The sequence below is a fragment of the Qipengyuania qiaonensis genome, assembly GCF_019711515.1.
Taxonomy (GTDB): Bacteria; Pseudomonadota; Alphaproteobacteria; order Sphingomonadales; family Sphingomonadaceae; genus Qipengyuania; species Qipengyuania qiaonensis.
Genome location: NZ_JAIGNO010000016.1, coordinates 25,289 through 46,173 on the forward strand (window position 1 = coordinate 25,289; position 20,885 = coordinate 46,173).

20 protein-coding genes are annotated in these 20,885 nt (G+C 58.4%); 15 read left to right on the plus strand and 5 right to left on the minus strand.

What is annotated here, in order from left to right:
• Positions 1-71: 71 nt before the first annotated feature.
• From K3174_RS15555 to K3174_RS15565, 3 genes are read right to left on the minus strand one after another with little or no spacing between them, the layout of a single operon-like run.
• Complete coding sequence (locus K3174_RS15555; protein WP_221560356.1) at positions 72-632, minus strand: Smr/MutS family protein; 561 nt, start codon at positions 630-632, stop codon at positions 72-74.
• Positions 629-1,822, minus strand: coding sequence for a murein transglycosylase A (gene mltA / locus K3174_RS15560; protein WP_221560357.1), 1,194 nt, complete (start codon positions 1,820-1,822; stop codon positions 629-631). The genes K3174_RS15555 and mltA overlap by 4 nt, the downstream gene beginning before the upstream one ends.
• A gap of 25 nt (positions 1,823-1,847) precedes the next feature.
• Entirely contained in the window at positions 1,848-2,501 is a 654-nt protein-coding gene (locus K3174_RS15565) for a Tim44/TimA family putative adaptor protein (RefSeq protein ID WP_221560358.1), read from the minus strand.
• Positions 2,502-2,754: 253 nt separating this feature from the next.
• Here K3174_RS15565 and secB point away from each other — a divergent pair, with 253 nt between their 5' ends.
• The 4 genes from secB (at position 2,755) to K3174_RS15585 (ending at position 6,756) form a co-directional block, all read left to right on the plus strand.
• A complete protein-coding gene (secB, locus tag K3174_RS15570) occupies positions 2,755-3,288 on the plus strand; it encodes a protein-export chaperone SecB (protein WP_221560359.1) in 534 nt (177 codons plus the stop codon).
• A 30-nt stretch (positions 3,289-3,318) separates the two neighbouring features.
• On the plus strand, positions 3,319-4,890 hold the full coding sequence (gene murJ, locus K3174_RS15575) for a murein biosynthesis integral membrane protein MurJ (RefSeq protein WP_221560360.1): 1,572 nt from the start codon (positions 3,319-3,321) through the stop codon (positions 4,888-4,890).
• A 4-nt stretch (positions 4,891-4,894) separates the two neighbouring features.
• Positions 4,895-5,908 carry a tryptophan--tRNA ligase gene (gene trpS / locus K3174_RS15580; RefSeq protein WP_221560361.1) on the plus strand — a complete coding sequence of 338 codons (1,014 nt, stop codon included), beginning with the start codon at positions 4,895-4,897 and terminating at the stop codon, positions 5,906-5,908.
• Between the two features lie 146 nt (positions 5,909-6,054).
• Entirely contained in the window at positions 6,055-6,756 is a 702-nt protein-coding gene (locus K3174_RS15585) for a DUF4136 domain-containing protein (RefSeq protein WP_221560362.1), read from the plus strand.
• A 145-nt stretch (positions 6,757-6,901) separates the two neighbouring features.
• Here K3174_RS15585 and dut read toward each other — a convergent pair whose 3' ends face one another.
• Positions 6,902-7,387 (minus strand): dUTP diphosphatase, encoded by a 486-nt coding sequence (gene dut / locus K3174_RS15590; RefSeq protein ID WP_221560363.1) that lies wholly within the window; start codon positions 7,385-7,387, stop codon positions 6,902-6,904.
• Positions 7,388-7,588: 201 nt separating this feature from the next.
• On the opposite strand from dut, the gene rfbA reads away from it, so the two are divergent.
• The 11 genes from rfbA to K3174_RS15645 all read left to right on the plus strand — a co-directional run bounded on the left by rfbA (position 7,589) and on the right by K3174_RS15645 (position 19,675).
• Entirely contained in the window at positions 7,589-8,479 is an 891-nt protein-coding gene (rfbA, locus tag K3174_RS15595) for a glucose-1-phosphate thymidylyltransferase RfbA (RefSeq protein WP_221560364.1), read from the plus strand.
• Positions 8,479-9,024, plus strand: coding sequence for a dTDP-4-dehydrorhamnose 3,5-epimerase (gene rfbC, locus K3174_RS15600; RefSeq protein WP_221560365.1), 546 nt, complete (start codon positions 8,479-8,481; stop codon positions 9,022-9,024). Before rfbA ends, rfbC begins: the two co-directional genes overlap by 1 nt.
• Positions 9,021-9,869 carry a dTDP-4-dehydrorhamnose reductase gene (rfbD, locus tag K3174_RS15605; RefSeq protein WP_221560366.1) on the plus strand — a complete coding sequence of 283 codons (849 nt, stop codon included), beginning with the start codon at positions 9,021-9,023 and terminating at the stop codon, positions 9,867-9,869. Before rfbC ends, rfbD begins: the two co-directional genes overlap by 4 nt.
• Entirely contained in the window at positions 9,862-10,920 is a 1,059-nt protein-coding gene (gene rfbB, locus K3174_RS15610; RefSeq protein WP_221560367.1) for a dTDP-glucose 4,6-dehydratase, read from the plus strand. The genes rfbD and rfbB overlap by 8 nt, the downstream gene beginning before the upstream one ends.
• Before the next feature lie 358 nt (positions 10,921-11,278).
• Positions 11,279-12,670, plus strand: coding sequence for a glycosyltransferase family 2 protein (locus K3174_RS15615; RefSeq protein ID WP_247712228.1), 1,392 nt, complete (start codon positions 11,279-11,281; stop codon positions 12,668-12,670).
• A gap of 9 nt (positions 12,671-12,679) precedes the next feature.
• Positions 12,680-13,495, plus strand: coding sequence for a DUF5672 family protein (locus tag K3174_RS15620; RefSeq protein ID WP_247712229.1), 816 nt, complete (start codon positions 12,680-12,682; stop codon positions 13,493-13,495).
• Between the two features lie 271 nt (positions 13,496-13,766).
• Positions 13,767-14,930 carry a KpsE/RkpR family capsule polysaccharide export protein gene (locus tag K3174_RS15625; RefSeq protein WP_221560369.1) on the plus strand — a complete coding sequence of 388 codons (1,164 nt, stop codon included), beginning with the start codon at positions 13,767-13,769 and terminating at the stop codon, positions 14,928-14,930.
• Between the two features lie 3 nt (positions 14,931-14,933).
• On the plus strand, positions 14,934-15,716 hold the full coding sequence (locus tag K3174_RS15630) for an ABC transporter permease (protein ID WP_221560370.1): 783 nt from the start codon (positions 14,934-14,936) through the stop codon (positions 15,714-15,716).
• Positions 15,713-16,360 (plus strand): ABC transporter ATP-binding protein, encoded by a 648-nt coding sequence (locus K3174_RS15635; protein WP_221560371.1) that lies wholly within the window; start codon positions 15,713-15,715, stop codon positions 16,358-16,360. Before K3174_RS15630 ends, K3174_RS15635 begins: the two co-directional genes overlap by 4 nt.
• A gap of 144 nt (positions 16,361-16,504) precedes the next feature.
• Complete coding sequence (locus K3174_RS15640; protein WP_221560372.1) at positions 16,505-16,921, plus strand: hypothetical protein; 417 nt, start codon at positions 16,505-16,507, stop codon at positions 16,919-16,921.
• A 12-nt stretch (positions 16,922-16,933) separates the two neighbouring features.
• Positions 16,934-19,675, plus strand: a complete 2,742-nt coding sequence (locus K3174_RS15645; RefSeq protein ID WP_221560373.1) for a glycosyltransferase — start codon at positions 16,934-16,936, stop codon at positions 19,673-19,675.
• Positions 19,676-19,691: 16 nt separating this feature from the next.
• Here K3174_RS15645 and K3174_RS15650 read toward each other — a convergent pair whose 3' ends face one another.
• The gene (locus K3174_RS15650; protein ID WP_221560374.1) at positions 19,692-20,348 is read right to left on the minus strand and encodes a hypothetical protein; all 657 of its coding nucleotides are present in this window, start codon (positions 20,346-20,348) and stop codon (positions 19,692-19,694) included.
• Positions 20,349-20,885 lie beyond the last annotated feature (537 nt).

Genomic DNA, 20,885 nt, shown 5'->3' on the forward strand with positions numbered 1-20,885 from the left:
TTACGCAATCGGGCTTTCGCGCCGAGTCATCCCATATTCGATCGCTCGCCCGCAGGTGGGCCAGGGCGATCTCAGCGCTCGCGTCTGAGGACGATGTAGAGTGCACCGTCGCCGCCATGGCGCTGGTGCGCACGGCGAACGGCAGCGATGGCCGAATGGTGGCTGGAGGCAGCCAGCCAGTCCAGCACCTTGGCGCGAATGGCGCCGCGGCGCGTGCCCCTGTCCGCCGCTTCCACGGGGCGCGGCTTGCCCGTGACGAGCAGGATCGTGCGTGCGCCGATCGCCCGTGCCTGCGCAATCCCGCCCATCAGGCGGTCATACGCGGCATCGAGATTATGCCCGTGCAGGTCGAGGGTGAATTCCGGCTGCAGCTGACCCGCCTTCAGGCGCCGATCCCAGTGCGAATCGAGCGCTCGATCCTGCACCGGAACAGCCTTCGGCGGAACGGGCCTTGCCTGTTCGGGAACGCGCGACGGGGAAGGTGCCTGCACCGGTCTCGGTCGGACAGGCGCCTGTGCCCGATGTGCCGGTGTGGGCTTGACCGGCTTGAGCGGGTGCAGCGGCTTTACCGTTGCAGCCAGCTTCTCCCATGCCTCCGCCTCGTCGGCCGACAGTCCGCGGGGTGCGCTCACCTGCGCGATTCGTGGCGCTGGACGGTCCCCTTCGGAACGAGCACCAGTGCCGAACCGCGCGAACTCATTCCACCCGCAATCCTGCGCGCATCCTCGCCATTGCCCCAGAATGTGTCGAACCGGTTGGCTCCCTTGATCGCCCCGCCGGTATCCTGTGCGATCCACAAGCCATCGGCAACGTCATGCTCCAGGTCGAGGAATACCGGAGCGCCATAGGGTACGTAATTGGGGTCGACCGCAACCGAGGATTCACGCCGCACCGGCACGCCCAGCGATCCGAGCGGTCCGTCCGTGTCGAGTTCGCGAAAGAAGATCCAGCTCTTGTTGAGCCGCATCACTTCCTGCCCCTGCACCGGATTATCGCGGATATAGGCCATGATGCCCTGCATCGAGGTGGCATAGTTCGTGCCCGGGCCGATCATGCCGCGTTCGCGCATGACGCTGCCGATGCCGACATATTCGCGCCCGTTCTGCCCCGCATAACCGATCCGCATCAGCGAATTGTCGGGCAGGCGCAGGAGGCCCGAACCCTGGATCTGGAGGAAGAAGAACTCGACCGGGTCGGCAGCCCAGGCGATTTCCAGCCCGCGATTGGCAAGGGCGCCCCGTTCGATTTCGGCGCGTTCGTAGAACAACACGAAGCGGCCGCTTGCATCCGTGCGACCGAGCGGGGGGCGTCCGGTGCGTTCGCTTTGCGGGATGTCGTCGTGCCAGTCGCGGACCAGTTCGGGCGGCATGGCATAGACCGGCACGTCGTAACCCGGCGCGCGCGTGCGACTGCCGCGGATTTCCGGCTCGAAATAGCCGGTCGCAAAAGCCGCGCCATCGCCCACGCGCGCGGTTTCGAAATAGCTGGTGAAGAAGCGCCGTGCGTCGGAAACGGGCCAGTTGCTCGCAGCCTCGCAAGCCGGGCGCCAGTCTTCCGCCCTGGTCAGCCCGCTCTGGTCCGTGCGTTTGAGCAATGAGGGGCAGGATTCGCGAAACGACGCCAACGCCGTGCTAGCATCTCCGGCGCCAATGCCGAGTGAGGTCGCGTCGGGCCCGCGCGAGATCGACGCCAAACCCGCGCTCGGCACGGGAACGGTCGGCGGCGGAACGGGAGTTGCGGATTGCGGGGGGCGGGCATCGGGCACCACGCGAACGCAGGCGGCCAGCGCCATGGTCGCCGCGATCAACAGCAGAATACGCATGGTCCCTCCTGGATTGTGCGGGGCGTCAGCCCTCGTCGGTCTCGTCGAGAATCCAGTTGGGATCGGACGCGCCGACATTGCGGGTGAAGGTCCACACATCGCGGCTTTCGATCGCATCGTCGAGCGAGCCGGCGATCACATTGCCATCGGCATCGCGGGTGACGGCGGCGATATCGGCAACGAACAGCACCGCGATCCGGGCCGTGCGTCCGTCGAGCTCGGCCGAGCGCACGCTGGCATCCTCGATCCGGATCAGCCGGTTGTCGAGCGTTTCGCCCGCTTCCTCGCGCGCATCGATGGCACCGGCGAAGCTGTCATACACATCGTCATCGGCCAATTCGCGCAGCGTATCCTTGTCGCCTTTCCAGAAAGCTTCGAGGACCATCCCGTAGGCGCCCTTTGCCCCTTCGAGGAAGCCGAGCAGATCGAAGCCCTGATCGGCGGCGGCGATGGCCCGAATGCCAGCTTCATTGGCGGGGGCACGATCGTCGCCCGCGCGCAGCACGACCGGCTGGCGCACGGGGCGCGGCGTACTATCTTCCTGCGGAGGCGCGTCGCTGCGTTCGAAACGGTGCGGGATTACCTCTTCCTCGTGCTCCGACCGACGCCCAAGCACCGAATAGAGCCGCAGCCCGAGAAAGGCAGCGATCATGGCGAGGATGACAATCTCGGTGATCACGTAACTAACCTACTTCCCAACTTCGTTCGCCCGAGGCGGTTCGCCACGGCAGTCCAACAGCTTTCCTGCCCTAGATAGGGAAGAATTACAAACCGACAATGTTCCTGCGATGAACAATGGCCTTGGTGCGGACCGGATGCGGGGTGCATTGATACGCGTGTCCGACAGTGCTAGGCGCGCGCCCCAACGGTCCAGCGCGACATTCCAGGCGCGCGGGCTTCCCGAATTTCGGATAATTGGAAAGCGATTGCACATGGCCGACGAAGGCGACGTTCTCACCGACCTCAACATGGATCCCGCAGCCGGCGCCAACGGTGCCGACAACCTGCCCAGCGCCGGCGTGATCTCGCAATATATCAAGGACCTTTCGGTCGAGAACCCGAACGCGCCGCAATGCTTCCAGTGGAACGAGCAGCCACAGCTCGACGTGCAGGTCAACATCGCTGCCGACAAGGTATCTGACGAAGTGCACGAAGTGACGCTCAAGGTCACCTGCACGGCCAAGACCAGCCAGGGCAATCTCTATCTAATCGACCTCGACTATTGCGGGTTGATGGGCATGCGCAACCTGCCTGACGAGCACGCCCACGCGTTTCTCTTCGCCGAGGCGCCGCGCATCCTGTTTCCTTTCGCCCGGCGAGTCATTGCCGATGCCAGCCGCGATGCCGGCTTCCCGCCGCTGATGCTCGACCCGATGGATTTCGGTGCGCTTTACCAGCAGCAGCTCGCCGCCCGTGCGCAGGAACGGCAGGGCGAGGAGGCGATACCTCCCGCCGGCGAAGCCTGAGTTCCTGACTTGCAAAGGGGGCTCTGACGCGTGAGCCTGCTCAAGCATGTCGGCACGATCGGCGGGCTGACCATGGTCAGCCGCCTCGCCGGGATGGCGCGCGAGATGATTTTCTCGCGCGTACTCGGCGCCAGCGCCGTGACCGATGCCTGGTTCCAGGCCTTCATCATTCCCAACGTCTTCCGCCGCCTGTTCGCGGAAGGCGCATTTTCTGCGGCCTTCGTGCCGATGTTTTCCAAACGCCTGCATGGCGACGGTGGGATCGAGGACGCACGCAGCTTCTCCGACGATGTGCTGAGCGTGTTCCTGCCGGTCCTGATCCTGCTGTGCGCGATCTTCGAGCTGGTCATGCCGGGAGTGATCTGGCTTTTGGGAGACGGTGCCCGCGACCCCGCGACGTTCGCCATGGAAGTCGATTTCGCGCGGATCATGTTCCCCTATATCCTGCTGGTCAGCCTGGTGACGTTGTTCACCGGCATGCTCAATTCGGTCAGCCGCTTCGCTCCGGGAGCGAGCTTCCCCATCATCCTGAACGTGATACTGGTGGTCGCGCTATTGTTCGGCGACTATGCCATGAGTGCATGGGGCTGGACGGCCACACAGGTCGGTTACAGCCAGGCATGGGCCGTCACGGCCGGCGGCGTGGTTCAGCTCGCATGGCTCTACTACTGGACACGGGTCGAAGGTTTTCGTCCGAAATTGCTGTGGCCGCGTATTACGCCTGAGGTGAAACGTCTTTCGATCATCGCTCTGCCTGCCGCGATCGGAGGCGGTGCGTACCAGATCAACACGCTGGTCCAGCTCTACTTCCTCAACCAGCTGGCCGAAGGTTCGGTGAGCTATATGAACTATGCCGATCGGCTGAACCAGTTGCCGCTCGGCATCATCGGCATCGCCTTGTCGACCGCGATCCTGCCGACGCTGTCCAAATTCGTGGGCAGTAGGAACAAGGAAGGTGCCGACCGCATCCAGTCCGATGCGATCGAGCTGTCGATGCTGTTGACCATTCCCGCCGCGGTGGCGCTGGCGATCTGCGCAACACCCTTCGTTACCATGATCTTCCAGGGCGGGCGCTTCGGTGCCGAAGATGCGGCTGTCGCCGGCGGCGTGCTGGCGGCGCTTGTTCTCGGCCTGCCAGCCTATGTGCTGGTTAAAGTACTGGTGCCCAATTTCTATGCCCGCACCGATACCCGGACGCCGGTCTACGCCGCCTTCATCTCGCTGATCGTCTTCGTCGCACTGAACTTCGCGATCGTGACCGATTTCGGCGTGGTTGGTGTAGCCTATGCGAGCGTGATCGGCGCGTGGATCAATGTCGGCTATCTCTACATCGTGCTGGTCCGGCGCGGATACTATTCCATTCCACTGGCATTGATCGGTCGCATCGCGCGACAGCTCCTGGCCGCAGCGGCAATGGGCCTCGCCTTGTTCTACGCGCGCGATTTGCTAACCGGTTGGTACGCCGCCGGGCTGTTTGCACGCCTCGCCGCCCTCGCGGTGCTCGTCGCCTGTTCGGCCATAGTCTATTTCGGCGTCGCCTTTGCCGTCGGCGCCGTCGATCGGCAGCGCATCGCTGCCCTGACCAAGAGGAAAGACCCCTAATATCATGCGCGTCGTCTCCGGCATCCAGCCCACCGGCAATCTCCACCTCGGCAATTACCTGGGGGCGATCCGCAACTGGGTACGGATGCAGGATTCCATGGGAGACGGGAATCAATGCCTGTTCTTCCTCGCCGATCTCCACGCAATTTCGATGCCGCACGATCCGGCCGAGCTGAAGCGCGCCACGCTGGAAATGGCGGCAGCGCTGGTCGCCTGCGGGATCGACGCGCAGAAGAGCGTGCTGTTCAACCAGGCGCAGGTGCCGCATCATGCCGAACTGCAATGGCTGCTCAACGGCACGGCGCGGATGGGCTGGCTGAACCGCATGACGCAGTTCAAGGACAAGAGCGGCAAGAACCGCGAAGGCGCCAGCGCGGCCCTGTTCACCTATCCGGTGCTACAGGCCGCCGACGTGCTGCTATACCAGACGACGCATGTGCCCGTGGGCGAAGACCAGAAACAGCATCTCGAGCTTGCCCGCGACATCGCGCAAAAGTTCAACAACGATTTCGCATCCGACGATGCACCCGTATTCACTCTGCCCGAACCGATCAGCCCGCCGCAGGCTGCGCGCATCATGAGCCTGCGCGACGGATCGAAGAAGATGAGCAAATCCGACCCTTCCGAAATGAGCCGGATCGAGCTGGTCGACGATGCCGATACGGTGATGAAGAAGATCAAGAAGGCCAAGACCGACCCCGAGCCGTTGCCGAGCGAAGCGGAAGGGCTGGCGGACCGGCCCGAAGCTTTGAACCTCGTCACCATCTACGCTGCCGTCGCCGATACCCCGATCGAAGGAGTGCTGCGCGAGTTCGGCGGCGAAGGTTTCGGCAAGTTCAAGCCTGCGCTGGGTGAATTGCTGGTTGAGACGCTGCGCCCGATTTCGACCCGCTTCAACGAATTGCTCGCAGATCGCGAAGCACTGGATGCGATCCTGGCACGCGGCGCGGCGCAGGCGCGAGATCTTGGCCGCCCGACCCTCGATGCCGCCTATGGCGCTTTGGGCTTCGTGCGATAGACCGAACCGGAACTTATTGATCGGGATATTCAATCCGGGTTCATAGTCATTCGTCTATCGCGGCGCACAGTAACTGGCAGTGTGCCTTGGGAATGCGGTGGGCTGCGTGAATCGTAACAGATTCGCAGATTTCGAAAGGACTGAGCATGACTGACCGCAAAAAGGGTTGGGGCCGAACTCTGAAGCTCGCGGCCGTACCGATGATCCTTGCGAGCCTCGCCGCCTGCGCCACGCCCTTCAAGGCCGATGTTTCGCGGTTCCAGACGCAGTTGCCCGCCCCTCAGGGCGAAAGCTATTTCGTTGTGGCCGACGATCCCGCGCTCGCCGGCGGGCTGGAATTCGCTCAGTACGCTGAACTGGTGGATGCCCAGATGTCGCGCCTCGGCTATGTGCAGGCCGCGTCGGCCGACAACGCATCGCTGCTCGTGCGGTTCGATTACGGCGTGGACAATGGCCGCGAACGCGTCCGCACCACCGGTTTCAGCGACCCGTTCTACAGCCCATGGTATGGCTATGGATCGCGCTGGGGCTATCGGTCGCGGCTCGGCTATTACCGCCCCTATTACGGCAGCCGTTGGGGCTTCGGCTTCTACGATCCGTGGTTCGGCGGCCCCGATATCCGCAGCTACACCGTCTATACCAGCGGGATCGACATGAAGATCGACCGCTCGGCAACGGGCGAGCGGCTGTTCGAAGGCAAGGCGCAGGCGGTATCGACGTCGAACCGTCTGCAATATCTGGTACCCAACCTGGTCGAAGCGATGTTCACCGACTTCCCCGGCAATTCGGGCGAGACGCTGCGCATTTCGATCGCACCGGAAAAAACCACGGTGCGTCGGGTCGACTGATCGCATACTTCCCGGACGGGACAACAAGAAAGGGGCGGCTCCGGATCGGGCCGCCCTTTTTTGTGTCGGCTTTCACCACTGAACTATCTCCTCCGCGCTTGTGAGCCAGTGCCACCAAGCCTCGGTAGAGGTGCGCAGAAGCCGATCAGCCTTCCTTGCCTGTTACGCCAGTAGAGCCAAATCCTCCCAAACCTCGTTCCGTCGAGGCCGAAAACTCCGAAACGACTTTGAATGTGGGCCTCAAAATCGGGACAAATACCATTTGGGCGATACGGTCCCCGGGGTTGATGACCAAATTTTCGCTGCCGGGCGGCGTGCGAAGCCAGGCGCTGATGAAGATCTCGTTCGTGTAGTCGGCGTCGATCGTGCCGACCGATTGCCCGAGAATCAGGCCTTTCTTGTGCCCGAGGCCGGACCGGGCGAGCAGGAAGCCCACCATGTGGGGGTCGTTCATGAGCAGCGCGATACCGGACCGCACCAGAACGGCCGGTGCCTGAGGCTGCAAGGTCAGCGGATCATCTATGCAGGCATAGAGATCGATGCCGGCAGACATCTCCGTCTGATATCGAGGCAGTCCCCAAATATGCAGCCTTTCATCCAGTATTTTCAATTCGATTTCGGGTGTCTGCACACGAAGGTTCCTTGTTCGAACAAGACTTGTTGCGGGCTAGGCTCTCGGTTTCGGCCACGCAAGGCCTGCAAAGAAGCGGGCAACATCAGGAAATGGTGGTGAGCCGGAAACGCGCCCAGCCCACGATCGATAGCGGTTGACCTTGTCGCGAGGTGCTGCAAGTCGCGGGCGAAGCTCGGCTCCCAATACTAGGACTTCAACTTGAGTACGATAGCGCGACGAGGCATTATTCTGGCAGGTGGGTCTGGTACCAGGCTCTATCCGCTGACACGCGGCGTGTCGAAACAGCTCATGCCGGTCTACGACAAGCCGATGATTTACTATCCGCTATCAACCCTGATGTTGGCTGGTATTCGCGATATCCTGATCATCACCACACCCGAAGATCAGGAGCAGTTTCAGCACGTTTTGGGCGACGGTTCGGATTTCGGCGTCGCGCTTTCCTATGCCATTCAGCCCAGCCCGGATGGTCTGGCACAAGCATTTCATATCGGAGCAGATTTCGTCGGCACCGATCCCAGCGCACTCGTGCTGGGCGATAATATCTTCTACGGCCACGGGCTACCGGACTTGCTGAGCAGCGCTACTTCTCAGCCAGACGGGGCAAGCGTTTTCGCTTACCGCGTCAAGAACCCCGAAGCCTACGGCGTCGTCGATTTCGACGAGGAGGGCAAAGCATCTTCTATCGAGGAAAAGCCAGCCGAGCCGAAATCGAATTTCGCAGTAACCGGCCTGTATTTCTACGACGGGACCGTGGTAGAACGCGCCCGCGATCTCAAACCGTCGCTTCGCGGCGAACTGGAGATCAGCGATCTCAATCGCCTGTATTTGCAAGACCGGCAACTGTCGGTGGAAATCATGGGCCGCGGCTATGCGTGGCTCGATACGGGCACACATGGTTCGCTTCTGGATGCGGCGACCTATGTGCGCATCACCGAAGAGCGCCAAGGCCTCAAGATATGTTGCCCCGAAGAAATTGCCTGGCGGCAGGGCTTTATCGACAATGCGCGGCTGGAGGCCATCGCAGCGCCCCTCGTGAAGTCCGGCTATGGCGAATATCTGATGGCCTTGCTTCATGAAGGATCGCGTTGATGCAGGTGATCCCTTGCGAAATCGACGGTCCGTTGATCATCGAGCCTATGGTATTTGGCGACGACCGTGGGTTTTTCCTGGAAAGCTGGAATGCAGAAAAGTTCGCCGCGAGCGGACTCAACATCGCTTTCGTGCAGGATAACCATTCGCGCTCGCAAAAGGGCGTGCTGCGCGGGATGCACTTCCAGAACCCCGGACCGCAAGGCAAGCTGGTCCGGGTGATAAGCGGAGCGGTCTATGACGTGGCGGTCGATCTACGCCGCGGTTCGCCGTCGTTCGGCAAGTGGATCGGCGTCGAACTCTCTGCCGAAAACAAGCGCATGTTCTGGGTGCCGCAAGGCTTCGCTCATGGGTTTCTGACGCTCGAAGACGATACCGACTTTCTCTATAAATGCGACGCGCCTTACTCGCCGCAAACCGAGCATTCGCTGGCATGGGACGATCCGGACGTCGGTATCGACTGGCCGACGCATGGCCTTGAAATTCAGCTTTCCGCCAAGGATCGCGAGGGCAAGCGTATCGGCGAAGTGGAGCCGCTGGCATGAAAGTCCTGATCACCGGCGCGGGAGGACAGCTAGGAAGCAGTCTCATCGCCTCAGCACCTGCCGACGCTCGGTTGCACGCGGTCGGCACTAGTGAATGCGACTTTACCATGCCGGATACCATCGCTGCACTGGTCGCGAAGGCGAGGCCCGATGTGATCATAAACGCCGCTGCTTACACTGCGGTCGACAAGGCCGAGAGCGAGGAAACGAAAGCGCGTGCAATCAATGCCAACGCGGTCGGCGCTTTGGTCGCGGCACATGCGGGAAAGCTGGTGCATGTTTCGACCGACTTCGTGTTCGACGGGGCATCGAGCCGCCCCTACCGCCCCGATGACGCGCGTGCGCCAGTTTCCGCTTATGGCCGATCCAAGGCAGAAGGCGAAGACCAACTCCGCGATCACGACATTCTGGTCCGCACGGCTTGGGTTTATACGGCTGGCGGAGCCAACTTCGTAAACACCATGCTGCGGCTGATGCGCGAGAAACCTGTGCTGAACGTCGTGGCCGATCAGATCGGCTCACCGACATGGGCACCCGGCCTTGCCGCTACCATCTGGCGATTGATCGATAAGGATGCGGCGGGCACTTTTCATCATAGTGATGCCGGGGTTGCCAGTTGGTATGATTTTGCCGTTGCCATTCAGGAAGAGGCGCTGACTTTGGGCTTGCTAGACAAAGCCATCCCGATCGTGCCGATCCCGACCAAGGCCTACCCAACCCCTGCCTCGCGCCCCGCTTTTTCGCTGCTCGATTGCAGCGCCACGCGCGATCTGCTGGGCGATGGTCACATTCACTGGCGCGAAAATCTGCGCATTATGCTGCAACAGGAACAGGCTTTTGGCTAACCTTCTCGTAACCGGAGGCGCTGGCTTCATCGGTGGTAACTTCGTACATTACTGGGCAGAGCGGCACCCCGACGACGCGGTAATCGTGCTCGACTGCCTGACCTATGCCGGCAATGAAGCGACAATTGCCAGGGTCGAGCAGGTCGAACTCGTCGTGGGCGACATCCGCGACAACAAGCTAGTCGAAAATCTAATTCGCGAACGCGAGATTGCCACGGTGGTGCACTTCGCTGCCGAAAGTCATGTCGACCGCTCGATCAGCGGCCCGGACGCATTTATCGACACCAATATCCTTGGCACAAACAGCCTGCTGAAAGCCGCCCGTGCGGTCTGGCTGGACGAGGGTAGCGGTCGCCCGCACCGCTTCCATCATATCTCGACAGACGAGGTGTATGGCTCGCTCGATCCGGATGACGCCGCCTTCAGCGAAACACACCCATATCAGCCGAACTCGCCCTATTCGGCATCCAAGGCGTCATCAGACCATCTTGTACGGGCCTATCATCACACTTTCGGGCTGGAGGTCACAACTACCAACTGCTCGAACAATTACGGGCCCTATCAGTACCCGGAAAAACTGATCCCACTGTTCCTGCTCAATGCATTGCACGGCCGGAACCTTCCGATCTACGGCGATGGCATGAATGTGCGCGACTGGTTGCATGTGAAAGACCATTGTCGTGGCATCGAAGCCTGCCTGGGCAGGGGAACGCCGGGCGAGACTTACAATATTGGCGGTGGCGAGGAACTGCCCAATATGTCCGTCATCGACCGCATATGCACCGAGGTCGACAAGGCGTTCGAAGAAATCGACGGGCTCGCCGCACGCTACCCGGATGCCCCCGCCGCGAATGGCAAGCCAACCCGCGAACTCAAAACCTTTGTAGCCGACCGCAAGGGTCATGACCGCCGCTACGCGATCGACGAAACCAAGGCGCGCGACGAGCTCGGGTATTCGCCACATCACAATTTCGAAAGCGGCCTTGCGGCGACGCTGCACTGGTATCTCGACAACGAGGACTGGTGGCGCGCTCTGCAGAAAGCCGCGTAAAGGGCAAGCAATTCCGAAACCCATCCAATTTGCTTCATCGGGCAATTAGCCTATCGCCGATGCAATGCGGAGGTCCGAGCCCAGTTTCGAAACCATGAATCGCGCACAAACAAATCCCGCTCGCAGTATCGGGTTTCGCCTGGCGCTCAGGCTAATGGTGCACTTCGATGCGTTGCTAGTCGACCCCAGGCGCTATTTCCGAGCTGCTTGGTCAAGGGTGACGGGCAAGAGACTGCGGGCCCGCCTCCTGCTCGCACCATTGCTCGGCGGATCGCGGTGGGCCTATGCATTGTGGCTTTCGCGAGGAAACGATAGCGCGGATGCGCGTCCTCGCCGATTGGAGAATGCCCCTTCGATAATGGCGTTGGTTCAAGTCGGCGCCGATATAGAAAGGACATTATCAAGCCTCGCCTCCGAGAATATTCCTGCCAAGAAGATCCAGGGGCTTCAAACAGCCGATCTTGCGCGATTGAGCAGAAATGATCCCGACGCGTGGATCCTGCCCATAACGAGTGGCGATATACTCGCACCCGGGGCCGGCGCGCTGTACCGCGAGGCCGCCGCCGCCGCACCGGCCGGCACTCTCGTAATCTACGCGGATGACGATATCATCGATACTCGTATGCGTCGCAGCACTCCGCATCTGAAGCCCGATTGGAACAGCGAGTTGTTCCGCCACTTCGATTATCTGACGGGTGCGGCAATCCTCAGGCTAAGTCAGGACAGCTTCGACGATCTAACGGACGACGGATGGCCACAACAGCTTGTTTCTCGAACAGTACGACGAAGCGAAGCAAACAACAGCTGCGTCATCCACCTGCACCAGATCCTGCATCATCGCCGCACCCGCTTTGCTCCAAAGCTGCCGTTTCCCCCTACAATGTTGGCCGAAGCGCGCGCAGACCTGCCGTCCATCAGTATTCTCGTGCCGACCCGCAACGGACTCAATCTGCTGCGCAACTGCCTTGATGGGCTGGCCCGGACCGAATATCCCGGACCACTGGAAGTTATCGTCATCGACAATGGCAGCGACGATACTGCAACACTCGAGTTCCTCGCCAGCCTGGACCCAAAATTTGCGCAGGTTTTGCGCGATGATGGACCGTTCAACTTCGCCGCCCTCAACAATCGTGCCGCGGATACGGCTTCAGGTGAGTTGCTGTGCTTCCTGAACAACGACATCGAAATGGTCGATCCCGCCTGGCTGACCACGATGTGCGAGCAGGCCTTGCGGGCAGAGGTCGGTGCGGTAGGTGCGCGGCTGCTTTATCCCGATGGTCGTATTCAGCATGCGGGGGTCGTCATGGGAGTGGGCGGAGGCGCTGCGCACGCACACCGGCTGCTCAGTCCGACTGAACCGGGCTATTTCGACCGGCATTCCTTACCGCAGTTCGTTTCAGCCGTGACCGCGGCCTGCCTGGTAGTTCAGCGACATAAATTCTTGGCCGTCGGTGGTTTCGACGCCGATCACTTTGCCGTTTCCTTCAACGATGTGGATTTATGTCTACGTCTTGGCAGCAAGGGTTGGCACACTCTTTATGAGCCGCGAGCCACACTTGTGCACCACGAATCCGTCACGCGCGGTTTCGATCGCGATCCGGCCGGCTCCGCACGCCTGGCTCGGGAACTGACAGCTTTGCAAAAACGCTGGGGTCCGTTTCATCTCGATAAAGGCCCGAATCGCTCGGCAGATCCGTTTCATCACCCTTGCCTCAGCCCGTTCAGCGAACAATTCGTGCTGGAACTCTAGAGACATCCGATGACCAGCGATACACTCATGCCCGCCGTGCCTGCACGACGTCTCCGCCTGGACGATGTGACGATGTGTGCCGTCAGTTCATCCAATGTCGAGGCCACGATCCGTGCGCTGGAAACCAGCCTTGTCTATATCGACGTGGCCGAGGCCATATTCTTCACCGATGCCGACCTGACCGAGGCCGGGATATTCCCTTCCGACCGAATCCGCGTGGTTCGCATCGAGAAGCTTTCGTCTGCCGAGGCGTATTCACGCTTCGTCATCAGCCGGCTGGCCGACTATGTACATACAAGCCACTGCCTAATCGTGCAGTGGGATAGCCATGTTATCGATCCGGCGCGCTGGCGGCCCGATTTTCTCGACTACGATTATGTCGGAGCCAGCTGGCCGCAATTCCAAGATGGGCATGATGTCGGGAATGGTGGGTTCTCTCTGCGCAGTCGGCGCTTGATGGATGCCTGCCGCCTGCCGGATTTCAATTCCCACCATCCGGAAGACGTAGCGATCTGCCGGACCAATCGTTCCATGCTTGACAGGCTCGGGTTGCGCTTTGCACCGGTTGAACTTGCCGACGCATTTTCTGCCGAACGAGCGGGCGATCCCAAGGAAAGCTTCGGCTACCACGGCGTTTTCCTGATGCCCGAGGTACTGGGAGCCGATCGCTTCTGGGAAATTTATGGAACGCTCGATGAGTACACGAGTTTGCGGCGCGATTTCGGCATCTTGCTGGCTTCGCTGCGGAAAGGACCGCGACCATTTTTCCGGTCGCTCAAGATGATCTGCGATCAATTCAACTGGCGGAGACTATATCGTTCGTGATCGGGGGCATCCCGAACACCCGTCGAACAGAACTTGGCGTTACTGGATGTTGTAGACGCAAGCACGCCTCTGGAGAGGGGCGATCACTTGGGCAACCTGACAGATTGCGTTGAAAGAGCGAGAAAATCCTTGCGATGATGTCAATAGGGGAGCCAGATCGAATTTCCTTGGGCATTCCGTCCGATTGCTGCTACAGGCGCCGCTCCCGCGCGCACTTGGCTACCCTTTACCACTGACGCGGTTTGATTCTTACCTGAACACAAAACTGATTATGCATCACGACAAAGAATTGCAGCGTCATATCGAAGCGACGGGCACCGAAAACAAACTTGTCGCATTGATCAAGCGATGGCGCTGGTTCACGCTGGTTGTGGTTCTTCCCTCCCTGCTGGCCACTCTCTATTATGGCTTCATTGCTGCCGACATCTACGTTTCGGAGTCGCGTTTCGTCATCAAGGCGCCGGACGGTCAAGGTGGCGGTGGATCGCCTCTCACTTCTCTATTGCAGAGCACTGGATTGGGTAGCGGAGAGGAGCAGGCCAGCGAAATCCTCGGATACGTGCAGTCTCGCGATGCACTCGCCGACCTTTCGGAACGAGTTGATGTCCGTGCCGTGTTCGGCTCTGCGCATGCCGATTTCGTTAGCCGCTTCCCGCTCATCTTTCAGGGCGATTCATTCGAGCACCTCTACAAATACTACAATTCGATGGTATCGACATCTCCAGATCCCGATACAGGACTGACTATTCTGGAAGTGAAAGCCTATACACCTGAAGAGGCGCAATCGCTGAATTTGGGTCTCCTCAACCTGAGCGAAGATCTGGTCAATCGCCTCAATCGGAGGGTCAACTCGCAGGCGATCACGGAGGCCGAAAATCGGGTAGCGGCGGCGCAGCAGCGCGTCCGAGATGCTCGCATACAGCTTGGAGCATATCGCAACAGTTCCGAAATCCTCGACCCACAGCAGCAGGGTATGGGCGTCTTGGCAGTCTCCAACGAACTTATCTCCAGGGAAGCTGCACTGCGGGCGCAATTGAGTGAGATGCGCCGGACAGCCCCCAACCATCCATCGATTCCAGCGTTACAGGAACGGATCGCATCCCTTTCGCAGCAGATCGCCTCACAGACAGGGCGTGCGGTCGGGACACCTGACGGCCTTGCTTCCAAACTCACCGAGTACGAAAACCTTCTGGTCGAGCAGGAATTCGCCACCCAGGTGCTTACGGCTGCCAACGCTTCACTTGAACAGGCCCGCGCGGAAGCTCTGCAACAGCAGTATTATTTAGAGAGAGTTGTGGAACCAAACCTTCCGGACGCTGCAATTCTTCCCAATCGGTTGAAGAGCATACTGGGGGTCGTCCTCGCCAGCCTTTGCATCTATCTGATCGGTTGGATGCTAGCGGTCGGCGTTCGTGAGCATGCACCCGAAGACTGAACTATGACGCAGTTCTCAAAAGGTTTGCGAGTTCAATTGCGGGTGATGCAGGCACTCATGATCCGCGAGCTTGTGACACGCTTTGGTCGCGAGAACATCGGCTTTTTGTGGATCATGGTCGAACCTCTCCTGTTCGCTGGATTGGTCGGCCTAGTGTGGACGTTCTTGCGAGGACAGGAAAAGCAAGGAATCGCGGTGGTGGCGTTCGTTGTGAGCGGTTACATACCGCTGACTTTTTTGCGGCACTCTTTCGGTCGATCTGCTAAAATTTTCCAGACTAACGGCGCACTGCTTTATCACCGGCAAGTGAAGATTTTGGATTTCATCTTCGTGCGCGTTTCGATCGAGGCGATCGGCGCGATGATGGCCTACATTTTTGCAGGTGTCGTGCTGTTCTTCTTCGACATGTTCCCGATGCCATACGATGTCACCTCGCTGGTGTCCGGATGGCTGATATACGTTCTTTTCGTCGTGTCGGTCTGCACGGTGCTAGCGCCACTATCCGAGATGTCGGAAGTGGTCGAAAAGCTCGTGCCCATAAGCGTGTACGTATCAATCCCGTTTTCAGGCGTTTTTAACATGGCGGCTTGGCTCCCACCGAACGTGCGCGAGGCGCTGATGTGGTCGCCACTTGTCACCGGAATGGAACTGATGCGCTTCGGCCTCTTCGGAGATTTGGTCACGCCCTACTACGATATACCCAAGGCGATTGGCATCACCTTAGCTTGCTTGGTGATTGGCCTGACGCTGTCACGCCGAATACGCCGTACGCTCTCCTTGTCATGATCACCTGCCACGATCTGCACAAAGAATACCGCACTGGTCATATCACGAAATCGGTGCTGAATGGGGTTGATTTTACAATCAATCCCAATGACCGTATTGGCCTGCTAGGCCGGAACGGTGCGGGCAAATCCACACTCATTCGGCTAATTGGCGGCGTGGAGATGCCGACCTCCGGAAAAGTTGTGAGGAAGATGAGCTGTTCTTGGCCGCTGGGGTTCACTGGTGGCTTTCAGGGCAGTCTCACAGGTTACGATAACGCCCGCTTTATCGCCCGCATTTACGACAAGCCCTACAGCGAAATGCGGGTCTTTGTGGAGGAGTTTACCGAACTCGGCATACAACTCCACATGCCGGTGAAGCAGTATTCGTCTGGCATGCGTGCAAGGCTAGCTTTTGCATTATCGCTGGCAATCGAGTTCCAATGTTACCTGATTGACGAAGTGATCATGGTAGGTGACATGAACTTTCGAAAGAAGTGCGAGCGGGCGTTTTTCGAAGTGCGCAAGGATCGTGCATTGTTGCTCGCGTCGCACAGCGTCAAAACTGTGAAACGGTTTTGCAACCGGGCCATCGTCCTGGATGACGGCATCGCCACAATGTATGAAGACGTTGACACAGGAATTTCCGTTTACGAAGCGCTATAAAAAGGCTCCCGCGCGGACATTTATTGTGTTTCCATTGCCTAATTTTTAGCGACCAAAGCAAGAAGGTGTGCTAGTTGTTTTTCGTTGAAATGCGCCTGTTATATTGAATCTAAATGTATTTCTCAGCCTAAAGAGATTGTTGCTATGAGTTCGGAAGTCGAGCAAAACGATCTGGACATTCAACGGGTTCTTCGCGCTGAAATAAGACACCTTAGGATCCGACAAGAGGTCGAGATCGCGCTGATTCATGCATACTACGCGATGAAAATGGGCGAGCCTGTCCGCAGCCAAACCACCTTAGAACAGCAGGCCGAACTTCTGGCATCTAGTCCGCTATTTGACGATCAATGGTACGAAAAGGCATATCTGCATAATGGGCAGGGCGGTATGGTCGCGACGCAGCACTATATTCGCGCCGGATCGTTTGAAGGACTGAATCCTGGTCCGGATTTCGACACAATGGCCTATTACTGGGCCAATCCCGACGTTGCGAAGGCCGGCTGGCCAGCCTTGGTGCACTATATTCAGTTCGGAAAGTCCGAAGGTCGTCCGCTGGAATAACGGAGACTTTTATTGATATTAGATGCTGCGGCGAATCCAGATGGAACCAAATCGAACGACTTGTTTGATTGGTTGCGAAGCCATCATGATGCACTTTCTCAACACGCCGCGAAAGTGCATGCGCTAGAACTCGATCCTCTGCTCTGGCGCGGTTATGGAGACCGCGTTCTCCCGAGGCTTCAGGCCTTGCTTGAATCCGGACCAGCGGTCGAACAGGCGGTGGCGGGTTGGGTCTTAGCGCGCTGGGAAGCCTCTCAGCAAAATTACGAAGACGCTTACCGAGCAATTCAAATATTTCATGCTCACCCTGAAGGCAGCCATGAATTGAACCATCCAGGGCCTGATCTTTTGGCGATTGAGTTGAGCCTTTCACAAGGCGACGTGCGGAATGCGCGAACTTTAGTGGAAAAGGGGATATCTAGATTTGGAGAAACGCCGGATTTCATTCTTGCACAATTCCTACTCGCCCAGGCGGAAGGCCGATCAGAGCACGGACTATCGAAAGTTCTAGGTGAGTTGCACGCACGTTCTGGACTGGCTTCGATGACGTTGAAGAAGGGAGATGAGCGTCTTTTCGACCGGCTGCAATCCGAAGCCATGCCGTCAACAACCTTTCAGGCAAGACATCAGCCACTCGTTAGCGTAATTGTGCCGGTCTTCAACTCTTCTGCGGAACTGCCGACCGCACTTCGGGGACTTCTAGCGCAAAGCTGGAAATCGCTTGAGATTCTCCTGATTGACGATGGATCATCGGACGATAGCGTTGTCATTGCCCGATCTGCTGCGGCGCAGGACCCGCGTGTTAGGGTAATTGAGGTTGGTCGCAACGAAGGCGCGTATGCCGCGCGCAACTTGGGCTTAGCGGAAGCGAGCGGCGCATTCGTTACGGTTCACGATGCCGACGACTGGTCTCACCCGCAAAAGATTGAACTTCAGACACGCGCCCTGATGGAAAATCCTACGCTCAAGGCTTCGATTTCGCACTGGGTTCGCATGAGCAGCGATATGGAAGTTACTCGCTGGCGTATGGAAGAAGGCTGGATCCACCGCAATGTTTCCTCGCTCATGCTACGTGCCGAATTGCGCGAAGAGTTAGGCTATTGGGATCGCGTGAAAGTAAATGCCGATACCGAATATTACTATCGCATCATGCATGCTTATGGCGGAGGCGCAATCAAGGAGGTCTGCCCTGGCGTTCCACTGGCCTTCGGTCGAACGTTACGCGGATCATTAACCAATCAGAGTGCGACACATTTACGTAGTCAGTATCACGGAGTTCGGCACGACTACATGGAAGCCGCACATGATTGGCATCGGCGATCTTCAGAACCTTCCAGTCTTTTCCTATCACGCATGCCGGTCAGGCGTCCGTTCCGCATACCGCCAGCAATAGCCATTGGCGATACCGAGGCTCCGGCTAGTGAGTTCGACCTTATTGTTGCATCGGACTTGATGGACGAAGACTGGTATCTACTGAATAACCCCGAAGCAATGCAGGCGAAAATCGGCGGCACGCGACACTATCTAACTTCGGGCGCAGCTGGCAATCGCGATCCAGGTCCGCTGTTTAGCACGAGCGGCTATCGCTTGGCTCATAATCTCGGACCAACTGAAAACCCACTATTGCATTTCCTGCGCGTCGGGGAAAAAGACGGCGCGCAAAAATTGCCGGCGCTAATAGGAAGGCGGGACCGGCACTTTTTAGATCGCAAACGCGTTTTGGTGTTCGCGCACACATCGGGCGCTACACTGTTCGGCGCTGAACGCAGCTTTCTAGATGTTGTTGCCCGATTGACGAAAGACGGTTTCGCACCAGTTGTGGTCCTGCCATCTCTGCAAAACCCGGCCTATCTCGAGCAGTTGATGGAAATGGTTGTCATGGTTGAGGTATTGCCACAGCTCTGGCGTCATGGATTGCATCCACCACATCCCAAAACTATTGATGCAATTCGCTCGTTGATCCGCAAGCACAATCCTTGCGAAATTCGCGTCAACACGCTGACTTTAGAAGCACCACTTATCGCAGCTCGCTCCGAGTCCGTGCCATGCACAATGTACGTCCGCGAGCTCCCGGCCGAGGATGCGGCACTGTGCCGGGCGTTGGGGATGGGCTCCGGCGCACTGCGGCGTAGTCTGCTGGAACAAGTTGACCGTTTCATCGTGCCCTCACAGGTTGTGGCGGACTGGCTGGAATGCCCAGATCGCTGCACAGTGCGACCCAATGCCGTGGACGAAGAGCTATTCGATCTGCCGTTCACACCAGGACGGATTCTGAAAGTCGGTCTCATCAGCAGTAACGTAGCCAAGAAGGGGATTGGGGATTTCGTTGCAACAGCAGAGATGATCGCCGCATTAGGCCCCGCAATCCGCTTCTTGCTCATCGGCCCCCAAACACCAGACCTGGAACATTTGGGCACACTGCCTCCAAACGTCGACATTAGGGATTATGCTGATAGCCCAGCGGAAGCTATTGCCCAGGTCGACGTAGTGGCCAGCCTGTCGCATTTCGCTGAAAGTTTCGGCCGTACGGTGGTAGAGGCCATGGCCGCAGGGCGACCGGTAGTATGCTATAATCGAGGTGCTCCACCCTCGTTGATTGTCAGCGGCAAGACCGGCTTTGTCGCGCCAGCAGGTTCCATTTCAGGCGTTGCAGACGCAATTCTTGCGCTGGACGTAGCGCGGATACATCTTGGTAAAATGAGCCTTGCAGCACGACAGCGTGCACGTGAGATCCAAATTCAGGCTCTTTCCTAATCCCGGCAAGGAGCTTTCAGCCAGATTCGCCCACCCCAAATATGCGACGGCCTTCGGTTCTGCCGTTACGGATATAGTGTGAAAGTGCTGGTATCCCGGCTTTGGTCACGTCAGGGTAATTTTTGTGATACTTGAAAGCGCTAAAACGCGGTCCGGGATCACGCAATTCATATGCACCATGCATTACGTAGTGACGAATGGGGTCTTCACCACTTTGCGCAATGTCGGGATAGAGTTCCAGATACCAATCCGCATCGAACAGGCCGGATGTTTCGATCAGGGCCTTCTCCTGTGCCAGGCGGTCGACAGCGCGCCTGCGCGAGCGCGCGAGCTTCCATCTGGACAAGGCTCCATGCAACTGCCCATGTCCTTTCGATAGCATCGTCAGGATATGGTGTCGAAGCTGGGAGAATTCATGTATCGCTTTAACGCGTATGAGTTCCTTGTCCTTGAGAGCCAGAATATGGCCGAGCTCTGCAAGATCGGCCAATCGATCCTGATATTTTTGCTGAAGATTGGCGATCTGGGCCGCGCTGTCCGCAATTTCAGAGCGTAGCGCTTCCCGCTCGTTTTCCGCTTGCACGCGGCCAAGCTCCTCACGGTGAGCATCAGGTGCGCTTAGTGCTAGGTCATCGCCCTCCAAAGGCTCATCCTGCTCGGAAGGTCGAGACATAGTATACTCCTTATTCCAACTCATAGCACTCACGACAATATGGTCGTAGAAAATTGAGAAGGTTGGCAAGTCGGATTCGCCTTGGTTTGATCATTTCAACAGCGGTACGGCTGAAGTGGTCTCCAGCTTCCTTCAACTAGATTTAAGCCGACCGGTTGTCTTACCCGCGAGCGCTGTTGAAGCAATGGGTTGCGTAGCGGAGTCCATCGGGCGTGGCAAAGCAGACCATTGTTTATGAAGAGCGGCGACGAACGTCGCCGGGGCCGCATCGACAAAGGCCGAGTGTGAGCTCACCCGGTCGCAGTCCCAGGCCGCGATTTCCAACTTGGCATGAGCGAAACTCATGAACAGGTTTTAGACCAGCAGCTCGTCACGCATTCTGCTATTGAAGCGCTCAAAATAGCCGCTCTACATCGACTTGCACGAAGTCATCTAATACCACTTTACGCCTAGTTGCTACGTAAGCGTGGCCTGGAGGCCGCCTTGCCACTCCCCGGTCGGATAGTCTGATTGCTGCTCTTTTGTGGAGCGGTGATG

Excerpts from the sequence above, each read along its gene's own strand:
- mltA (WP_221560357.1), bottom strand. The coding sequence starts at position 1,822 with ATGCGTATTCTGCTGTTGATCGCGGCGACCATGGCGCTGGCCGCCTGC.
- secB (WP_221560359.1), top strand. The coding sequence starts at position 2,755 with ATGGCCGACGAAGGCGACGTTCTCACCGACCTCAACATGGATCCCGCA.
- trpS (WP_221560361.1), top strand. The coding sequence starts at position 4,895 with ATGCGCGTCGTCTCCGGCATCCAGCCCACCGGCAATCTCCACCTCGGC.
- K3174_RS15585 (WP_221560362.1), top strand. The coding sequence starts at position 6,055 with ATGACTGACCGCAAAAAGGGTTGGGGCCGAACTCTGAAGCTCGCGGCC.
- rfbC (WP_221560365.1), top strand. The coding sequence starts at position 8,479 with ATGCAGGTGATCCCTTGCGAAATCGACGGTCCGTTGATCATCGAGCCT.
- rfbD (WP_221560366.1), top strand. The coding sequence starts at position 9,021 with ATGAAAGTCCTGATCACCGGCGCGGGAGGACAGCTAGGAAGCAGTCTC.
- K3174_RS15615 (WP_247712228.1), top strand. The coding sequence starts at position 11,279 with ATGGCGTTGGTTCAAGTCGGCGCCGATATAGAAAGGACATTATCAAGC.
- K3174_RS15620 (WP_247712229.1), top strand. The coding sequence starts at position 12,680 with ATGACCAGCGATACACTCATGCCCGCCGTGCCTGCACGACGTCTCCGC.
- K3174_RS15625 (WP_221560369.1), top strand. The coding sequence starts at position 13,767 with ATGCATCACGACAAAGAATTGCAGCGTCATATCGAAGCGACGGGCACC.
- K3174_RS15630 (WP_221560370.1), top strand. The coding sequence starts at position 14,934 with ATGACGCAGTTCTCAAAAGGTTTGCGAGTTCAATTGCGGGTGATGCAG.
- K3174_RS15635 (WP_221560371.1), top strand. The coding sequence starts at position 15,713 with ATGATCACCTGCCACGATCTGCACAAAGAATACCGCACTGGTCATATC.
- K3174_RS15640 (WP_221560372.1), top strand. The coding sequence starts at position 16,505 with ATGAGTTCGGAAGTCGAGCAAAACGATCTGGACATTCAACGGGTTCTT.
- K3174_RS15650 (WP_221560374.1), bottom strand. The coding sequence starts at position 20,348 with ATGTCTCGACCTTCCGAGCAGGATGAGCCTTTGGAGGGCGATGACCTA.